This window comes from Bacteriovorax sp. HI3, assembly GCF_059738875.1.
Genome location: NZ_AP026946.1, coordinates 2,971,521 through 2,990,392, shown reverse-complemented (window position 1 = coordinate 2,990,392; position 18,872 = coordinate 2,971,521). Strand labels below are relative to the sequence as shown.

Below are 18,872 nucleotides of genomic sequence, written 5' to 3'. Positions count from 1 at the left end.
ACGGATAAAAAATGAAAACATTAGCACTTTCAGCACTATTACTTTTATCGTCTCTGGGCCACGCTCAGGTGATTACAGATAAACAATTCCCGGAAGAGGGAAAAGACTATAGGCCAGGAAGAGACACTGGTTTTGATCAGTATAAAACGCGTTCACTTTTTGGAACGAAAAAAGTGGTTTTAACTTTTGATGATGGACCAGATCCAGTTCAAACTCCACGTCTTCTGGAAATCCTAAAGAAGTACAATGTGAAAGCGACATTTTTCATGCTTTCAGAAAAATTCAACGATAAAACTCTTCCACTTATTAAGCGTGTCGCAAGCGAAGGTCATATCATCGCTAGTCACCACCACGACCACGAGAACAACAATTCAAAGTCAGAAGTGGATTACAGAGAAGGATTGAAGAAATCGATTTTAAATGTCGCTCAGGTGCTTGAGAGCGTCGATGCACCTAATAGAGAGATCTACTACCGTTTTCCATATGGAGCTTACGGAGCAGGTTCTCTTTCTTACCACCACATGAATGTGATGAAAGAGGTTTCTCAGGAACTTTTTGGCGATAACTGTATCAACTTTGCTTTTTGGGATATTGACTCTCTGGATTGGTTAAAACCAATGGATCAGGGAGATGTTATTTCAAACATCCTTGCGAACATCGAAGGTGGAACGGCCTACAATATGGTAAAAGGAAGATGGTCAGGAAAACCTAAAAAAGAGAAGTATACGATCAGAAATCCAATGGGCGGAGGCGTGGTTTTAATGCACGATATCCATTCTCGTTCGGTAGACACAGTAGAAGTTCTTTTAAAGACTTTCAGAGACAAAGGTATTGAAGTTGTACCTCTTAACGAAGTCACTGAATACTCATACCAAGGGCGTGAATGCCGCCTGCTTAAGAAATAATTTCGAGGCTGTTTTTTATTTAGATCTTATTGTAGAATTGGGGCATCAATCTTTTTGGGGGCCCCAATGTTCATGGATAAAAAGTTTCTTAAAATGCGCGACGGAGCAGAGCTCTACACTCAGGTGAAAGAGTCAGGAAGCCCGGTCTGGATTATCGCAACTCACGGAGTCCAGGAGCACCTTGAGCGCCACAAATACTTAGTGGACCTCTTCGGCCACGATTTCAACATTTTTCAATACGACTTAAGAGGCCACGGCAGAAGCACGGGGAAAAAAGCTTATATCGAAGATTTTAATCTTTATATGGAAGACCTTTTAGAGATCACGAGATTTTTAAAAGAAAAATACCGCATGAACCGCTACGTGCTTTTTGGACACTCTATGGGTGCTCTGATTACGTGTTCATTTATTCAAAACTATGTAGACGAAAATATTTATCCAGAGCGCCTGATCGTCAATGCTCCACCATGTGGTGCTGACGGTTTCTTAGGAACACTGGTAAAAGTTCTACCAATGGGATTTTTTAATTCGGCAAGTAATCTTCCATATTCTGTAGGGCTTGGTGGACTTGTTGATTTAAAATACCTTTCCCACGATCCACGCGTGAAAGATGATTATATCAAAGACCCGCTAAACTCACTTAAGCTTGAATCAAAACTTATGTTTGAAATCATGAAGACAGTTAAGAGCACTTTCTCAAGACCACTTAGATCGACTTGCCCGAGTTATGTTTCAGTTGGTGGAGCAGACCACGTAGTGGGAAGCCGCGATTTAATTGAATACTTTACGACGGTGGATAAATCGTTTCAGCTTAAAGTTTTTGATGGTGCTTACCATGAGATACATAATGAGATCGAAAAATACAGAAAACCATACTTCGATCATTTAAAAACTGTTTTTAACGAAGTGCTTTTTAGCAAGACGGCTTAATATGGATATTTATTTCGCGAAAGTTCTAGCGTGGCTTGAAACTCTCAAATCAAAACAACCAGCAGTGTGCGATTGGATTGGGATTTACTACAAAGAAAGTTACCTGCATAAACTGAACTCGACAGACTTAGTCTTAGGGCCATTTATTGGTGAACATACTGATCACGTCCGCATTCCTATTGACCGCGGTTTTTGTGGAATGGCACTCAGAGAAGAGCGCACAGTGAATGTGGCCGATGTGACTAAAGACTCCACTCATATTGCCTGTAGTTTGAAGACTCGCTCGGAGCTTGTGGTTCCGATTGCCGATAAGGCCGGACACTTTGTGGCCGAGCTGGATATCGATTGCAACAGACTGGCAGCTTTTACTCCAGAGCTCGAAACTTTTTTTAAAGAAGCAGTGAAGAGCTTTCCTCTTTTAGAAGAGTTTGCGCCTTTTCCTGTGGAGTCATTTGAAACAGAGCGCCTGATTTTAAGAAAAGTAAAACAAACAGACTTAAATGATATTTTTGAATACTGCCAGAATCCAAATGTGGCCCGTTATGTAACGTGGGAGCCACACCAGACGATTGCTGACACTCAAAAGTTTATTGATTATGCCCAAAGCTCTTACGCTAAAGGTGCACCTGAACCAATGGTCCTGGTTTTAAAGGATGATCCTAAAGGGAAAGTGATTGGAAGTGTAGGGCTTATCCCGGCAAGTCCTAAAAACCGCATCTTTGAACTTGCTTACGCTTTAAGTGAAGAGCATTGGGGGAAAGGATTAGTCGTTGAAGGATCAAAGGCGATCATCAATTACGCTTTTAAACATTTTGCGATTGAAAGACTTCAGTGCCGTTGTGATGTTTTAAATCCGCAGAGTTCACGAGTGATGGAAAAGTTAGGGATGCACTACGAGGGGACCTTAAAAGCTTCGATGTACTTAAAAGGTAAACCCCGCGATATGCATATGTATTCTTTAGTTCGTTCGGACTTCCGTCCTTACACCTTGTAATTTTTCTAAGAAACTCACTCTCTCCAATGCGGGAGGGTGAGAATAATAAAATTTACTAAAAACAGGATCTGGTGTCAGTGAGCTGGCGTTGTCCTTATACATCTTCACTAAAGCTGAAATAAGTTTTCCCGCCTGAGCATTCTCAGAGGCAAATTGATCGGCCTCATACTCATACTTTCTTGATGTGTAAGAAGAAAGTGGAGTCAGCAGGAAAGTGTAAGTCCCGGCCACCATTGAAAATAACGTTAAGGCCATATAGTCTGTGATGGTCTGAACACCGTGGCCGTTAAAGAAGGCCGTGTTGTTTTTTAAATAACCTAAAACCGCAAGGCCAATAAAGCTAAAAAGAAATCCCTTAATCATTCCTTTGATCACGTGTTTCTTTTTCATGTGACCAAGTTCATGAGCAAGAACAGCTTCAACTTCTTCAGCATCAAGGCTTTTTAAAAGAGTGTCAAAAAATACGATGCGCTTGTTTTTCCCAAAACCTGTGAAGTATGCGTTTCCGTGGCCGCTTCTTTTTGAAGCATCCATAACGAAAAGACCTGAGCTGGTAAACCCACAGCGAGCGAGAAGATTAAGAATTTTATTTTTGACTTCACCTTCTTCAAGTGGAGTGAACTTGTTAAAGATCGGTGCGATAAAAGTCGGGTAAATAAAAAGAAGCAGTAACTGAACTGCGCTCAGGAAAAGAAAAGTGTAAACCCACCACAGGTTCCCCATCTTGGCCATTAACCATAAAATAGCGTAGGCGATAGGGCCACCAAGAACCACCGTCAATAAAGCACCTTTAAACATATCTGCCAGAAATGTTTTCCATGTGGTTTTGTTAAAGCCATACTTCTCCTCGATAACGAAGGTGAAATAAAGTGTCTTGGGAAGCGAGACGATGCTGCTAAAAATTCCCAGGAAACCAAAAAAGATAAGCCCGGTCATAATCGGTGAGGCCGAAAAGCCCATGGCGAAGTGGTTAATGAGCTCCAGTCCACCCAGAAGAGTCAATCCTAAAAAAACCACTAAATCAACTAAGTGAAAAACTTGTGACGCTTTGATTTTTTCGACTGAATAACTCGCAGCTTTTTGATGATCAGCGAGTGTGATTTGATCTTTGAATTTTTCCGGCACTTCATTTTTGTGCTTGATAATGTGATCCATATTGCGTTTGTCTAATAGGCTTTCGATCAAGCTTTTAACAAACAGGGCCACTAAAAAAATTTTGGTAAAAAAACTAGCTTCCATAATTTATTTCCTCTCTTAACTATTATAGTATGAAGCCTATGAAAGTTCAGCAAATCTTCTTTAAGAATACCCTACGAAACTTCTGCTATATCATCACTTTTTCTGATGGCGCCATTTATTGTATTGATCCATTTAATGCCTCGGAAGTTAAGGACTTTTTAGGTGAGGGTAAGAAGCTCGCAGGGATTATTAATACCCATGACCACTGTGATCATTACTCAGGCAATGAGGAGCTTTTAAAAGCTTACCCGTGTCCTGTTTATGCCCATGAAAAGGCCAATATCCCTGGAAAAACCAAAGACCTCGTAGATGGAGATGTGGTTTATCAAAATGGCGACTGGTCGCTGGAAGCTGTTTTTACTCCGGGGCACACGATGTCTCACATTTGCTTAATGCTTAAAGAAAAAGGTGTGCCGCACGCTCTTTTTACTGGTGACTGTTTTTTCAATGCGGGAGTCGGAAACTGTCATAACGGTGGAAACCCGGAAGTGCTGTATGAAACAATCAGTGGGATTTTTTCTCAGTATCCAGATGAACTTCTGATTTATCCCGGACATGAGTATTTAAAAAGAAACCTGGAATTCACTCTCAATATTGAGGTCAGCAATAAAAATGCGAAGGCCTACTTGAATAAGTTGGAAGGCGTTAATCTCAACGAAGTTTTTTTCATCAACAATATGAAAAAAGAACGCGAGATAAATACGTTTCTTCGTTTGAGAGAAGCAGAGATTCAGAAGCATTTGCAGCTTCAAGGTGAGAGTGATAAAACTATTTTCATTAAACTTCGTGAATTAAGAAACAAGTGGTAGGAGATCTCATGGCCTTTCCTAAAGTCGGAACTAAAGCACCTTTATTCTCTCTTTTAAACCAAGATGGTGAACAGGTAGATCTAAAAAAAATCAAAGATAAAACGATCGTACTTTATTTCTATCCCAAAGCGATGACTCCAGGATGCACGACTCAGGCCTGTGGTATCCGCGACTCTAAAAAAGAACTGGCGAAAGCTAACACTGTTGTTTTTGGAATTAGCCCGGATGAGCCGGCAAAACTTAAAAAATTCATTGAAAAAGAAAAACTCAATTTCGAACTTCTTTCTGACCCAGACCATGCGATTGCTGAAAAGTATGGAGTCTGGGGCCTTAAAAAATTCATGGGACGCGAGTACATGGGGATCCTTCGCACAACATTTATTATTGGGAGCGATGGTAAACTCAAGCACATAATGGATGACGTCAAAACGAAAACCCATCATGACGACGTGCTTTCGCTAGTCACTGAACTCTAAGTCTGTTAGATTTTAGGCTCATTCACTTAAGAAGGAGCTTACTTTCATGAAAATGATTTTATCATTGCTACTTGCGATTATGGCAGTCAATGCACAGGCAAAGTCTGTGGAGATTATGTCATACAACGTAGAAAACCTTTTTGATGCCACTCATGACGAAGGCAAAATTGACTGGAGCTTTTTACCAAAAGATGCCCCGGGAAAAAAAGAGGCCTGCGCTAAAGAAAAAAGTAAATACAGAAGACAAGAGTGTTACGACGCTGATTGGACTGATGAAAAAGTTGAAATCAAACTTTCTCAGATCGTCGATGTCGTGACTAAAGAAAGAGCAGGCACTCCTGACTTTCTTGGTTTAGTTGAAGTGGAAAACCCAAATGTGGTTGGCCGTTTAGCTAAGAAGCTTGGTTACGAAAATATGGAGATGACAGACAGCCCGGATAACCGTGGTGTCGACGTTGCTCTTCTCTATAAAACATCACCAGACATTAAAAAAATCTCTCGCGCTGAACACCACGTTCCAGTTGACTACCCATCAAGAAATATTCTTGAAGTGGAGTTCACTGTTGGCGGTCAGCCGTTAACGATTTTTGTTAACCACTGGCCTTCACTGGCAAACCCGGATTCATGGCGTGTGAAGGCCGCTGAAGTACTGGCCACAAGAGTAAAAGAAATCCTGGCAAAAAATCCTAATATGGGAATTATTGCGATGGGGGATTTCAACACTATCGATGAAAACAACCCACACCCATTTAAAACAGTTCTTTATAAGGACAATCTATTTTCTGACCTGGCCGATACATTCAAAGCTGATAAATCGATTAGCGACGATGTAAAAAAGAAATTACCGGAAGGAACTTACTATTACCCTCCGAAAAACCAGTGGAACATGCTAGACCATATTTTCTTCACTAGCGCTCTTAAGGACGGAAAAGACCTAGAGATCGACGTCGCAAGCTTTGAAATCTACCTTCCAAAGTTTGCACTAAAAGAAGTGAGAAAAGGTCTGGGAAGTGAAGACGAAAAAGACGTTAAAACTTTTATGGTGCCGAATCGCTTCGATACAAGTGCCAAGACAAAAGAAAAGATGGGATTTTCGGATCACTTTGCGGTAGTGGTAAAACTTAATTACCCAGAGCCTGCGCCAGTTAAAGAAGAAAAGAAAGTAGAGAAGAAAGCTGATAAAAAGAAAGCGAAGAAAAAGTAGAAAGTAAAAGGCCCTCGTTATGAGGGCCTTTTTTTATTATAAATTTTTTCCAATTCCAAGTTTTGCTGAGTTTTCGTAATCGGGAAGAACCTTTGGCAGAAGCTCTCTTAAGTGATCCCTACGGTTAGTGCTGTTGGGGTGAGTTGATAAAAATTCAGGTGGCGCTTTCCCTGCACTCGCTTGAGAAAAGCGATCCCAAAAATTAACAGACTCGCGAGGGTCGTATCCTGCTTTTGACATAAGCACTAATCCAATCTCGTCAGCTTCTGTTTCATGCTTTCTTGAGAAAGGAAGAATGATTCCGTAAGTCGCACCTGCTCCAAGAGCGGCCATGACTACAGTCTTTTTTGTATTGTCCATTTTTGAAAGACCAACAACGGCCAATCCTGCAAGAGCAGCGTTGGTTGCCATTTGTTGGCTCATGCGCTGACCACCGTGGCGGGCGATTGCGTGTCCAATTTCATGTCCCATAACTGTTGCCAGTCCAGCTTCGTTTTTAGCGTATTTAAAGATCCCAGTGTAAACGGCCACTTTTCCGCCTGGAAGACAAAAGGCATTGGGCTCATCACTTTGTAGAGTTCTAAATTCCCATTTGAAGTCTGGCTGATTAGCGACAGCGGCGATGCGCTTTCCGATTTCTTCGACCATTCTTGCTTCAGGTGTTCCTTTCACTTCTTTTTCTTTTGAAAGGATTTCTTTGTAAGCGTCTTCACCTTGTTTATTTTCAGTTTCTGATGACGTTAATAAAAAAGCTTTATTTCCCGTCACTGGAGTTGTTGAACAAGAAGCACATATAAGGAGTAGGGCGATTAAAAAAATATTTTTCATACTTAACCTTTTTTATCTGCAATAGTTTCATCAAGTAATATATCGATCTTAAATTTCTTAGAACACTCTTTTAGGATCTGTTCCATTTCACCTTTTAAGTTTAAATCGCCACGAAGTTCGATGTCTCTATACTGAGCGTGATGAGGGTGCTCAATGGTTGAGTAAAAGCAGATGCCATCGTTGGCCTCGAGCTGGAAATAGAAAAAAGCTGAATCTTCTTTATTAAGTCTGATGATGTAGTGAAAAAGTTGACTGGATTGATTTGACATAGAACCCTTAAAACACGTTTGACATGTATCTGATCTGATTTAGAATAAAAGTTAAGTTATCGCATTCACATTTACAAGTCATGGAGGACAAAAAGTGAAGAGGATTTATGCCAGTAAGGCCATAAACAGCGGTTTGCTATTATGTAGCACCCTGTTTTTAACCTCATGTTCATCGCTTTGGTTGCATCGCGATCAAACAGTGGACTCTGCTTTAAATGATGGAGTGCAATCGCAGTCGTCGACAGTTCCAAAAGAGCAGTATGACGAGCTTGCTAGAAAGTACAACGATCTTTTAAATCAATCCAAGAATTTAAAATCACAAGAGGTTGCAGCTGCTCAGCCAGCAGCAAACCCTAATGAACAGAAGAAGCCCGAAATTGCGGAGAGCACGGTGCTTGATCCTTCTGAGTTAGTCAATAAGATTGATCACGCTATTCCAGATGCACCTAATCTTGATGGTGTAGATGCGCTTGCAACAGTTAAAGAAGAAAAAGGTCCGGCCCTTCCAACCAGTTTGGGAGTGAAGACTGTTAATAACACAGATGAAATTGATGACCAGATCTCAAGACTGCGCGAAGTGCAGGAGTTAGTTAAGGTCAATAAGTTTGAACAGGCGCTAATCATCTTAAAGGAGCTTGAAGCTTCAAAAGAAAAACAAATCGTTGTCCGCGCAAAAATGATGTTGGGCGATCTGCTTTTTGCTCAAGGTGAATTCGACCTGGCCTCACAAGTGTATGAAGAAATCATTGGCAAATATGCATTCTCAGGATTTGTTATTAAGGCCCTGGGGAAGTTGGTTGTGTGTAGTGAAAAACTAAAGCAGCCTGAAAAACAAGCGAAGTACTATTCGCTGTTACACGATTTCTTTGAAGCAACTTAAAAAGTTAAGGATAGGCTAGGATGGCAGTATCTAAGAACAAGTATTTATTTTTGGTTTTATTGGCGAGTCTTGCTAGTGGGAAAGTTCACGCGCAGGAGCCGACAAATGCTGACCTGGAAGAAGTAAATGTTTTTGAATCACTGAATCCATCTGGCGATTCCGCTCCGGCACCAAGCTCTGATGTACAGATGTCGACTCTCGAAGAACAAGATGACCTTCAATCTCTGAAAGAAGATGTGGGGGAAATTGTTTTTGATAAAGAGCCAGCTAAAAACCCAACAGTCATGGAAGGCAAAGCTCCTGTTGAGCCAGCCGATCAAAAAGGCCCTTTAAACGTAGTGAGTCCTAAGGGGCAGAATGTTTCTAGTGCGGCCGATGATAAAGCGGAAATTATCGCCGATGAAGGCGTTAATTTTGATGTCGGAAGTGAAGAGAAGAAGCTTTTAGAGCTCTCTAAATACGTTCAGCACAAAATCACGGGAAAAGAGTGGGATGACCTGGCGATTAAGTCAAAATTAGAGAAATACGAAGTTCAAAAAGGTGATTACCTTTGGAAGATTTCGAAGTCGCTATTTGGTTCAGGCTTTTATTATTCAAAAATCTGGTCGCTAAATCCGCAGATTACTAACCCGCATGAGATTGAACCAGGAACAATTCTGGCCTTCGATACAGGGGATGCCGACACTTTCCCACAAGTTCAAGTGGGTGAGTTTAGCGATGATGAAATCGAAAGAGCAAAAGGCGGTGGGGCTTACACAAGTTCTGATGATAAGAACCGTCCTTCTTGGATTCAGGAAAGAAAGAAACTTCTGGATCAAGGGGTGTATTTCCAGTTTGCTTCAGAAGAGACGTATGAAGATTTAGAGCGTTTGGAAAAACAACAGCGCAACACTGAATACGAAAAATACGATCCACCAATGTCAGATATCGTTATTGCAGAGCCGTCTGAAGTTTATGACAGCACCGGTTTTGATAAGAGCAATAAAATTGTTTTCAATTACAAAGAAGGTTTCTTCTTAAATACTTTTGTTACAACGAACGTTGTTCAGGATTTAGGGGAGATTAAAGCATCACCGAAAGAGTCTGTTTTTATTAATAAACTTGAAACTCTTTATGTTAATTTTGACAAATCAACGAAGGTAAAACCAGGGGACATGTTCTCTGTCTACACTTCAGGTGGAGAAGTGAAACATCCGGTGTCTGACCGCTCAGGATTCTTATACACGACTACGGCCCAAATAAAGGCCGTCAGAAAAATTGATGATGTGTGGGAGTGTCAGGTCGTAGAGCAGTCGGGGCTTGTTCAAAGAAAAGACCGTATCACAGTGTACACACCAAAGATTGGAAAGCTTGCCAAGACGTTTAGCAGAAGAAATGTTGAAGCTGCGATTATTGGAAGTTACCGTGATTCGATCTCAGGGCTCTCTTACGGAGATGTCGTTTATCTTGACCGCGGGCGCGCCGATGGTGTGGAGTTAGGAAACGTTTTTGATATTTATTCTTTTGTTGATCGCGGGACTCAGAGAAAAATCACTCCAAGTCCGACGTATAAAATTGGTGAATTGACAGTTATTAACATTACTGACAATTTTGCTACGGCCTTAATTACTGGTTCAATGAATGAAATTGCAGTGGGAAGTATTGCAATTACAAGAACTCAGGAAGAGCAGGCAAGAAGCATTCGCTTAAAAGGCAAAGACAAGCTTATCGATGTCAAGAAAATGGAAGGCAAAGCACTTGATGAGTTAGACGTAGAGTTAAATCTTGATGATGTAAGCCAAGATATTTTAAATAAAGCTGATAAAATTCAATTAACCGAAGACGAGCTAGAAGAGCTAGAGCGTCAGGAGCGCGACAAGTCAGTAATCAAAGACTCTGAGCGCGATGTTAAAGAGTTAGATCGTCTCGAGTCGGAAATTAGAGATGCTGAGGGCTCTCTCAATGAATCGAAAGTGGATGAAGACAAGTTCTTAGAACAGCAGAGTCTTGAAGAATTAGAGAAGAAATCTAAACAACAAGATCCTAATGCGTTTGAGTCACTAAACGAAATTGAGAAGGACATCGGAAGAAAATATCTCGATGAAGACATCAATAACAAAGAGAATCCATACGGTCTAACAGAGTTTGACCTTGAAGAAGTGGATGAGTTGTTGAATACTGATCTCAAAAAGTAGTTACCAAAAAATTAATTAAGACACTAAGGTAAAAAAACATGTGTGCAAAAGCAGTTGCTAAAAAAGCGGCGAAAAAAGTCGTCGTGAAAAAGACACCAGCAAAAGCAGCAAAAGCTGTCGTGGCCAAAAAAGCTCCGAAAGTAGCTGGCAGCAAGGCAGATAAAGACGATAATGAAAAAGTGTACGGAGATTATGACCTGGTGGTCGTTGAGTCTCCGTCAAAAGCAAAAACCATTAAAAAATATTTAGGGAAGGGATTTCAGGTTGTGGCGTCTAACGGACACATCAAGGACCTTCCAAAATCAAAGCTGGGCGTTGATGTTAAAGATGACTTCGCACTAGACCTTGTTCCGATTACCGGAAAAAAAGATAAGATTGAAAGAATTCAGGAACTCGCAAAACACGCCAACCAAATCTACCTCGCACCCGATATGGACCGCGAAGGAGAGGCGATCGCTTTCCATCTTGCTGAAGAAATCGGAAAAAAGAAAAGCATCCATAGAGTTGTTTTTAACGCCGTAACAAAAACTGCCGTTAAAAATGCGATTGATAATCCAACTGAACTTAATCAGCCAATGTATGACTCGCAAAAGACAAGACGTGTTCTTGACCGCCTTGTGGGTTATAAAATTTCGCCAATCCTTTGGGACAAAGTTCAAAGAGGGATTTCTGCGGGACGTGTTCAGTCAGTAGCTTTAAGAGTTATTGTTGAGCGCGAAGACCAGATCAAAAAATTCGTTTCAGAGAAATGGTTTTCAATTCAAGGTGAACTTGAAAAGAAAGGCATTAACTTTGAAGTGCGCTACTACGGTGAAGAGCAAGGGAAGAAAACTGAACTTGATGGAAACGCCGGGGAAAAGCTTGCAAAGAGTGTTCTGTCAGACATTAAAGGCAAGAGTCTAAAAGCGATTGAAGTTAAGAAAAAAGAAAGAAGACAAAATCCAACTGCACCATTCACAACATCTAAGCTTCAACAGGAAGCAGCTAACAAGCTGGGCTTTACTGCGAAGAGAACGATGATGGTTGCTCAGATGCTCTATGAAGGGGTTCAGCTAAGAGACCACGGTCTACAAGGTTTGATCACTTATATGAGAACGGACTCGGTGAGAACAGAGCCGGAAGCGATGAAGTCAGTTCGCGACTACATCAAAAAGAAATATGGAAAAGATTTTTTATCAGCAGAAGAAATTGTTTATAAGAAAAAAGGAACTAGTAAGGTACAAGATGCCCACGAGGCCATCCGTCCAACTAACCTTGAGTTCACGCCGGATGAAGTGCGTGGGGATTTAGATCCTGACCAACAAAAACTTTATGAACTAATCTGGAACAAGTTTATCTCTTCTCAAATGTCTCAGGCCGTTATCGATCAAACAACTGTGACGTTTGAAGCAGGCGGACACTTTTTTAAATCAAATGGGTCAATTGTAAAGTTCCCTGGGTTTAGAACTGTTTATCTTGATTCTCTTGCGGAAAAACAAAGCAGAAAGAATGAAGATGAGTCAGAAGAGAGCGAAGAGCCAAAAACAGGGCTTCTTCCGGATATTTCGGAAGGAGAGTCATTTGCTCAGAAAAAAGCCATTGATATGGAAGAGCACTGGACTTCACCTCCTCCAAGATTTAATGAAGCTTCTCTGGTTAAAGCTCTTGAAGAAGATGGAATCGGACGCCCGTCTACATACGCGGCGATCATTTCCAATATTCAAGATAGAAACTACGTAGAAAAAATTGAAAACCGCTTCGTTCCAACAGAGCTTGGAAACGTGGTTTGTAAAATGTTAGTGGAGAGTTTCCCTGACGTTATGGATATTGAATTCACAGCTAAAGTTGAAGAGCTTCTGGATAAAATCGAAGAAGGCGATGTCAGCTGGAAAAAAGTTTTACGTGAATTCTGGAAAGGGTTTGAGTTGACGCTTGAAAAAGCTAAAGACGAAATGAAAAACCTGAAGAAGCAATCCATCCCAACAGGGGTTCATTGCCGTAAATGTGCTGATGGTGAATACCAGATTAAATGGGGGAAAAACGGGCAGTTCCTTGCTTGTTCAAACTACCCGGACTGTAACTCGACTGAGGACTTTAAAAAGTCATTAGATGGCGTTATCACAATTATTGAAAAAGAATTTGCTAAAGACCCATGCCCAACTTGCGGTAAGCGTTTAGCGATTAAGAAAGGGAAATACGGAAAGTTCCTTGCCTGTGAGGATTACCCTCAGTGTGCGACAACTTTACCATTTACTCTGGATGTTCAATGTCCGCTTTGTAAAGTTGGAAAATTCGCAGAGAAGAAGAGCCGTTATGGAAAACTATTCTACGGATGTTCAAATTACCCAGAGTGCTCAAATGCTATGTGGACGAAGCCATACGCGTTTGACTGTTCAGCTTGTGGGCACCCGGTGATGGGAGAGAAGTTCACGAAGAAAAACGGCAAGCAGTTAGAATGTCCTAAGTGTCGCCACCGCGTCGATATCGCGGACACTCCATTTCATGTAGACGAAGAGTCTGGTGAGATTATGGAAGAAGCAGCAGAATAAAAATAAAAAGGGCCTCTTATCGAGGCCCTTTTTTTTATCTGCTTGCCGGGAGTTAGGGCTCCCTGACCGCTTTAGAATTTATAGACGAGTGTTCCCATTGTTCTCTTTTCAATTCCTTTCGTCTCAAAAGCATCACCATTCATTGAACCAGTTCTGATGTTGTATTCATGAGAAAGTTGAAGTTTTAAGTTCTTTGTTAAGCTAAAGCTTACATACACGCGGTTGATGTGCATTGTATCCGAGAATGTGTTACCACTTGTCGCTTCAACTCTGTTTCTATTGTTGATACTTGTAGCACTAGAGTGTTGTCCCCAGTATCCCACTTCCCATCTTCCTTTTGAGATAGAGATCGCAGCGATTGCTGAAGCACCAGCTCCCCAGTAGTATCCTTTTCTCTTCATTACACTTGATTCATTATCAATACCGCCATTAGCTGTTCTGTATTTTTCCAGTGAGTATGCTTTTACCATCGCGAAGTCACCGTAGATACCGAAGTCCGCTCTGATGTTAAAGCCGTTGTAGTTGATGTTTGCGTGAGCAGTTGCACCTAAAATATTAACTGTACCGTAGAAATCTTCTTTATCTGAAAGCTCTGCGCCTCCGCGGTCATGCCATGTAGACCCTGAGCCGATACCAACAATTAAGTCATATCCACGCAGTTGTCCTTTTTCATCTTTTGTCATGTTCTTCTGGTGGTAGGCCGCCATTACAACTTGTGCTACAACTCGAAGATCTGTCAGACCTTGGTTACCGTTTAGTTCTACGATCATTTTAGACATTGCTGTATCGTAAACTAGTTGTCCGCCTTTACCTTCTTTGTTGTAGTCTTCCATCTTTACAACTGTTGCATTCATACCAATAACGTAATCGCTATTTTTTGATGGCTCGTAGGCCTTTTGTCCTTTTTCAAGACCAACGTAAACTGAGATGTCTGACCAGCGAGGCTTTTTACAGTCGGGTTGAGCTGCGTATTTGTCGCCTTTATAAGCTTTATCCAGGGCATGGTTTAAGGCCATGTTCGGGTTTAGTGTATAACCAAGGGCCTTTGCTCCTAGAGAGTTTTTAGAAACAAGTGCACATGAAATTTGGTAAGTTGCTTCACCGATAACATAACCACCAATCGGAGTTAAGATCTGGTCGTTGATCGACATAACTTCGTGGTACTCAAGTGTTTCCCATGCAGTTGAAGAAGCAAATCCGATAAGCGCTGATTCAAGAGAGTTAAATCCGTTTGTACGCGCTGTCTGGTAGTACATAACTCCGGCGTAAGTGTGTCCGTAGTTTGAGAATTTATCGTTGTCATCAAAAAGGATGGCGTCACCTGTAACGTATTTTCCTTTTAGACCTGATGAAAGAGAGTAGTCGAAGTCAACTTGGTTAAAGACGAGGTTCTTGTAGTAGATCCCCATGGCCGCTGAAAGCTGGATACCAATTTCAATACCAGTTCTTAAATAGTTCTTCTTTCTTGGTGATTCATTTTCATAAAGTGTGATTGCTTTGTTAATAGAGATGGGCTCCATCGTCATATTGTCTAAGAATACGCCTTTTTTCTCGTCGTATGAAATCTGGTTAGATTCAAACGCACCGTTAGCAAGAACACCGGCCTTGTAGGCAAGTTCGTTGTCAGTATATAAGAAAATGTTCCCAAGAACTTTGGCGAAGGCATCTTCTTTAGAAGCTTTTGATGTCGCACTATCTTTGAATTCCCAACCTACAGCTTTAAAGTCCGAGTCGTGAACGCGCGACCAGTTTGTGATATCCATCGATAGAGAAGAGTCTCTATTTTTTGTAATTCGCAAGTGGTAGTCGTATGACTTAGAAAGTTTTTGTAGATCTGCATCCATAAAGTTATCTGTGTCGAACTCTCGACAAGTAACGTTTGTTCCGTTTTCTGTAATTTGATTGGCAATAGTGTAGACCTGAAGACATGTGCTTCTTTTCCATTCTTTGCTTTTATTGTCTTTTAAATCACCAACAGAAACTAAGACTTTCTTTTGTGGGATCAATCCCGCAGAAGCTCCAAAAGAAACTGTAAGTAGTAAAAGAGCAAATAATGAGTAAGTCTTCATAAAAAGATCTCCCACAGAAATGACATTAATTACAGAGCATAGAGCAAGAAGAATGCCGAGGGTTTTGGCTTAAAATTCCATGAGATAGGAGAGAGAGGGTGTCTAAGGTTTAGACAGGTGCAGATTTCCTAACAGGTTCCAAACAAAAAGGCCCCATCCATTGGATGAGGCCTTCGTTTATACAGGGGTTTTAGAGGCTTATTTCTGTTTCATCACTTCGGCCATGCACGCCTTAGCTCTTTCGATTTGGTCGCTGATTTTCGCACATTTTAGCGTTGAGGCCTTTTGTTTAGGAACGTAGTTCACATTCACCATCAGCGTTCCTGTTAGTGGATCAACTCCAGGAGAAACTGAGAGTCCACCATTTTCTTTACTCTTATCTTGCTTCATAAAACTTAGGAATAATCTTGTCACAAATGTTCCCATAATCGCACCAGTAAGTACGTCTGAGGCCCAGTGGTTTTCACCATACACGCGAGCGTAAGCCGTTAGAGAGGCCAGACCGTAGGCCACGTAGGGAACAACTGGGTAGTCGTCTTTATACATTTCAGAGACGATAGTTGCGATGGTAAAGGCCTGAGTTGTATGTCCTGAGAAGAAAGATTTACTTTTTTCCTGGTAGAATTTATACGGGTTTTCACTCTGAGCTGGTCTCATTCTACCGAAGAAGTTTTTAGCTCCTTCTGTAACTAGCTGGCCGGCAATTGTAGCGCCTACAGTGAAGAGGGCCACTTGCTTAAGCTTATTGTCTTTATAAACCACACCAAGGAAATACGATCCAGCGACAAGAGGAATAGTGGCTTCTCTTCCTAGGAAATTTCCTACAGTGGTGATTGGGTCAGACATAACAGTTTTATGTTCTACAGCGAAATCAGTGATAGCTCTGTCATTGGCAAAAGCAACAACACCTAAGCTGGTTGCTGCGGCCAGGGCGACGAGTTCCTGGTTTTTCATGTCGAGAGGAATGTACAGAGGCTGTGCCTGTTTATCGGCCTTAATAAAGTTACTTAATTGTTTTGTAGGAGTCGTTCTCCCCATAATTGTCGCGATTTGCAGCTCTTGTTCTGCACTACAACCTTGAAGCGTGTTTTGGCAGGATAAAATGGAGTCGACTTCGTGTTTCCAACGAGAGTCGTAGATATCGGCTGCATAAACGTTCAGGTTTAAAGTCAGAGCACTTAAGAGTAGAAGAGCTGTTTTCATTAAACATCCTTTAGTGATGATCGCTATTTTATTCTTTGCTAAGAAAAGCAAGATGAATACCAAACTTAAAGATTGAATTTGCCACTAGTTAAGAAAAAGTGCCTGTCTCTCTTTTTTTACACTGCCTAAATTGTCGACGATTTGCTAACATATCAAACATGATTGAAGTGTTGTATGAGGATTCTGATTTTCTAATCGTGAATAAGCCATCTGGTTTAATCGTTCACGCGACTGTGGATAAGTCCCGCGAGAATCTCTATGACCTTCTAAAAAAAGACCACCCTGAGCTGGCGATCCTTCACCGTCTTGATAAAGACACTTCCGGGGCCATGCTCTTTTCTAAAAATCCTGAAATCAACAAAGACATTCAAACCATCTTTGACGAAAGAACGATTGAGAAGACCTACATCGCTTTAGTTCATGGCGAATGGGAAAGCGAGAAAGGGACGATGGAAGACTTTCTTAAAAAAGAGAAGGTGAAGAATAAAGAAAAGATGGTGAAGGTTTTAAAAGGCGGACAGAAGGCCATCACATACTTTGAAAAGAAAGATTATAAAAATGGTGTCTCGCTCATGAGTTTCACTTTGGAGACCGGACGCATGCACCAGATTCGTGTGCAGTCAGCTCTTCGCAATCATCCGCTACTAGGCGATACATTCTACGGCAAAGCTGATAAAGCAGAACGACTGTTCCTGCACTCTCACCATTTAGAGTTTCAGTTTCAAGGTAGACTGATCTCAGTCACGGCCCCTTTGCCTTTCGAATTTAAACGATATTTTTAGCTAGTGAATAGATTCCCGCTGGAAGAACTCTCGGGTCATTCGAGTGGCGAACTCCAAGCTCTCCAACCACAACTTCTTTTTTCGATTTATGATCGTTCATGATGTTTCTTAAAGCTTCCGACTGCACACCGTGAGTGTGAGACGATAGAAAGAAGAAACTCTTTTCGCGGTTTAAGATATTGTAGCAGTCAGTGACCATTTCATGGATCATCTGTTCAAATTCCCAGACTTCTTTATTGGCCCCGTGACCCCAGCTCGGTGGATCGGCAAGGATAGCGTCGTATTTAAATCCTTTGCGAAGTGAGTGCTTAATAAAGCCTCTAACGTCTTCTTGAACGAATTTAATTTTTTTAGTGTCGAGTTTAGAAAGCTCAGCGTTTTCTCTTCCCCAAGTCAAAACCCCTTTGCTTGAATCGACGTGGAAAACTTCTGCTCCTGTTGAAAGAACTGCAAGGCTTGCGCAGCCAGTGTAACCAAACAGGTTTAAGAATTTAATCGGGCGTCCCAGTTCTTTTTGAAGAGCTTCAGTCTCGCGAAGAAGTGTGTTCCAGACAGCTTGCTGTTCAAAGAAAACTCCGCAGTGACCAAACGATGTGAACTTCAATTTGAATTTTAATTTTTCCCATTCAAGCACTAAGTCTTGTGGCTCTTTGTCGCCTCTGTGTTTCCACGTTCCGCCGCCATCAGATTTTCTGATGCAAACAGATGTGGCCTTTTTCCATTCACCTTCAGAAAGGCGCGGGGCCCAGATGGCCTGAGGAGAGGGACGTTCAACAGTCACGCCTGCGATGATTTCGAGCTTTTTACCAAAACCAGAATCGAGCAGAGTGTAGCCAGGGATATTTTCAGAAACTAAATTTGTCATGGGTGGTTTATAGCGGTGGAGGTCAAAACTCGCAAGCTTTTGTGTAAAAAGGTGGCATTTTTAGGGGGTTATAAGGCCTTTTGGGAGCTAAAAGTTGTTAAAGTGTGCTTTCGTTTTTATACTAGGGGTTCCAGATCAGCGCACCTTTAGCTCAGCTGGATAGAGTAGCTGGCTTCGAACCAGTTGGTCGGGGGTTCGAATCCCTCAGGGTGCGCCATTTTAATCGTGAAAATTACCTATCTACGTCGTTGCTTGTTCCACTGCGCTTGTCGCGTACTGAAGTACGCGACAAGCGCACTGAAACGCGCGCCTAGTATCTAGGCAATTTTGACGATTAAAATGTAGGGGAGTGGGTTTTAGTCGCATTCGCCGTCGCTATCGCCGCTTCCGATTTCGATGATTTCACAGCTGTCTTTTTTTACTGTGATGTAGAAAAAGTCAGATGGACCACAATCGTCGTAGTGAGCAGTTTCTTTTTCTGGGTTATTTTTCCAATCAAGTTTTAAATCACTAAGAATATCTTTAGCGTTTGATTGAACTGATCCTTCACCAATTTCAGATAATACTTTTTGAGCACAGGCCTTTGGCATAGTGGCCGTAAAGGCAAAGCTAGAAAGTGAAAATGACATCATTAATACCGCTAGAGCAAGTTTCATAGTGACCCCCTATAATAATTGTTGAAAGGGACATAGCAGATGGAGGAAGAGAGGGGCAAGT

At 41.5% G+C, this 18,872-nt stretch carries 17 protein-coding genes and 1 tRNA gene; 11 read left to right on the top strand and 7 right to left on the bottom strand.

Going from position 1 to position 18,872, the window contains the following annotated elements:
- Positions 1 to 11: 11 nt before the first annotated feature.
- The 3 genes from AC6JA8_RS14740 (at position 12) to AC6JA8_RS14730 (ending at position 2,829) form a co-directional block, all read left to right on the top strand.
- Entirely contained in the window at positions 12 to 905 is an 894-nt protein-coding gene (locus tag AC6JA8_RS14740; protein WP_102244569.1) for a polysaccharide deacetylase family protein, read from the top strand.
- Positions 906 to 971: 66 nt separating this feature from the next.
- Complete coding sequence (locus AC6JA8_RS14735; protein WP_497974488.1) at positions 972 to 1,835, top strand: alpha/beta fold hydrolase; 864 nt, start codon at positions 972 to 974, stop codon at positions 1,833 to 1,835.
- A 1-nt stretch (position 1,836) separates the two neighbouring features.
- Positions 1,837 to 2,829 carry a GNAT family N-acetyltransferase gene (locus tag AC6JA8_RS14730; RefSeq protein WP_497974487.1) on the top strand — a complete coding sequence of 331 codons (993 nt, stop codon included), beginning with the start codon at positions 1,837 to 1,839 and terminating at the stop codon, positions 2,827 to 2,829.
- On the opposite strand, the gene AC6JA8_RS14725 is transcribed toward AC6JA8_RS14730, so the two are convergent.
- A complete protein-coding gene (locus AC6JA8_RS14725; protein WP_497974486.1) occupies positions 2,794 to 4,068 on the bottom strand; it encodes a M48 family metallopeptidase in 1,275 nt (424 codons plus the stop codon). The two genes, AC6JA8_RS14730 and AC6JA8_RS14725, sit on opposite strands and share 36 nt — an antisense overlap.
- 29 nt (positions 4,069 to 4,097) lie before the next feature.
- Here AC6JA8_RS14725 and AC6JA8_RS14720 point away from each other — a divergent pair, with 29 nt between their 5' ends.
- Genes AC6JA8_RS14720 through AC6JA8_RS14710 form a run of 3 tightly spaced genes read left to right on the top strand, consistent with a single transcriptional unit; the run spans position 4,098 to position 6,557 of the window.
- Positions 4,098 to 4,877, top strand: a complete 780-nt coding sequence (locus AC6JA8_RS14720; RefSeq protein WP_497974485.1) for a hydroxyacylglutathione hydrolase — start codon at positions 4,098 to 4,100, stop codon at positions 4,875 to 4,877.
- 8 nt (positions 4,878 to 4,885) lie between these two features.
- On the top strand, positions 4,886 to 5,353 hold the full coding sequence (gene bcp, locus AC6JA8_RS14715) for a thioredoxin-dependent thiol peroxidase (RefSeq protein WP_497974484.1): 468 nt from the start codon (positions 4,886 to 4,888) through the stop codon (positions 5,351 to 5,353).
- Positions 5,354 to 5,399: 46 nt separating this feature from the next.
- A complete protein-coding gene (locus AC6JA8_RS14710; protein ID WP_497974483.1) occupies positions 5,400 to 6,557 on the top strand; it encodes an endonuclease/exonuclease/phosphatase family protein in 1,158 nt (385 codons plus the stop codon).
- Positions 6,558 to 6,593: 36 nt separating this feature from the next.
- Here the strand turns inward: AC6JA8_RS14710 and AC6JA8_RS14705 are convergent, their stop codons facing one another.
- Together AC6JA8_RS14705 and AC6JA8_RS14700 are read right to left on the bottom strand one after the other, a co-directional pair.
- Positions 6,594 to 7,385, bottom strand: a complete 792-nt coding sequence (locus tag AC6JA8_RS14705) for a M48 family metallopeptidase (RefSeq protein ID WP_497974482.1) — start codon at positions 7,383 to 7,385, stop codon at positions 6,594 to 6,596.
- 2 nt (positions 7,386 to 7,387) lie between these two features.
- Positions 7,388 to 7,654: a hypothetical protein gene (locus AC6JA8_RS14700; protein ID WP_102244561.1), complete on the bottom strand. Its 267-nt coding sequence runs from the start codon at positions 7,652 to 7,654 to the stop codon at positions 7,388 to 7,390.
- 94 nt (positions 7,655 to 7,748) lie between these two features.
- Here AC6JA8_RS14700 and AC6JA8_RS14695 point away from each other — a divergent pair, with 94 nt between their 5' ends.
- Genes AC6JA8_RS14695 through topA form a run of 3 tightly spaced genes read left to right on the top strand, consistent with a single transcriptional unit; the run spans position 7,749 to position 13,236 of the window.
- Entirely contained in the window at positions 7,749 to 8,534 is a 786-nt protein-coding gene (locus tag AC6JA8_RS14695; RefSeq protein ID WP_497974481.1) for a tetratricopeptide repeat protein, read from the top strand.
- Positions 8,535 to 8,554: 20 nt separating this feature from the next.
- Complete coding sequence (locus tag AC6JA8_RS14690) at positions 8,555 to 10,708, top strand: LysM peptidoglycan-binding domain-containing protein (RefSeq protein ID WP_497974480.1); 2,154 nt, start codon at positions 8,555 to 8,557, stop codon at positions 10,706 to 10,708.
- 38 nt (positions 10,709 to 10,746) lie between these two features.
- Complete coding sequence (topA, locus tag AC6JA8_RS14685) at positions 10,747 to 13,236, top strand: type I DNA topoisomerase (protein WP_497974479.1); 2,490 nt, start codon at positions 10,747 to 10,749, stop codon at positions 13,234 to 13,236.
- A gap of 71 nt (positions 13,237 to 13,307) precedes the next feature.
- On the opposite strand, the gene AC6JA8_RS14680 is transcribed toward topA, so the two are convergent.
- Both AC6JA8_RS14680 and AC6JA8_RS14675 read right to left on the bottom strand, forming a co-directional pair.
- Positions 13,308 to 15,305 (bottom strand): DUF3943 domain-containing protein, encoded by a 1,998-nt coding sequence (locus AC6JA8_RS14680; protein ID WP_497974478.1) that lies wholly within the window; start codon positions 15,303 to 15,305, stop codon positions 13,308 to 13,310.
- A gap of 198 nt (positions 15,306 to 15,503) precedes the next feature.
- Entirely contained in the window at positions 15,504 to 16,508 is a 1,005-nt protein-coding gene (locus tag AC6JA8_RS14675; protein ID WP_497974477.1) for a phosphatase PAP2 family protein, read from the bottom strand.
- A gap of 158 nt (positions 16,509 to 16,666) precedes the next feature.
- Here AC6JA8_RS14675 and AC6JA8_RS14670 point away from each other — a divergent pair, with 158 nt between their 5' ends.
- Positions 16,667 to 17,290, top strand: a complete 624-nt coding sequence (locus AC6JA8_RS14670) for an RluA family pseudouridine synthase (RefSeq protein WP_497974476.1) — start codon at positions 16,667 to 16,669, stop codon at positions 17,288 to 17,290.
- Here AC6JA8_RS14670 and AC6JA8_RS14665 read toward each other — a convergent pair.
- Positions 17,274 to 18,155, bottom strand: a complete 882-nt coding sequence (locus tag AC6JA8_RS14665; RefSeq protein WP_497974475.1) for a class I SAM-dependent methyltransferase — start codon at positions 18,153 to 18,155, stop codon at positions 17,274 to 17,276. The two genes, AC6JA8_RS14670 and AC6JA8_RS14665, sit on opposite strands and share 17 nt — an antisense overlap.
- 140 nt (positions 18,156 to 18,295) lie before the next feature.
- On the opposite strand from AC6JA8_RS14665, the gene AC6JA8_RS14660 reads away from it, so the two are divergent.
- A tRNA-Arg gene (locus AC6JA8_RS14660) sits at positions 18,296 to 18,372 on the top strand.
- Between the two features lie 139 nt (positions 18,373 to 18,511).
- Here AC6JA8_RS14660 and AC6JA8_RS14655 read toward each other — a convergent pair.
- Positions 18,512 to 18,811: a hypothetical protein gene (locus tag AC6JA8_RS14655; protein WP_497974474.1), complete on the bottom strand. Its 300-nt coding sequence runs from the start codon at positions 18,809 to 18,811 to the stop codon at positions 18,512 to 18,514.
- Positions 18,812 to 18,872 lie beyond the last annotated feature (61 nt).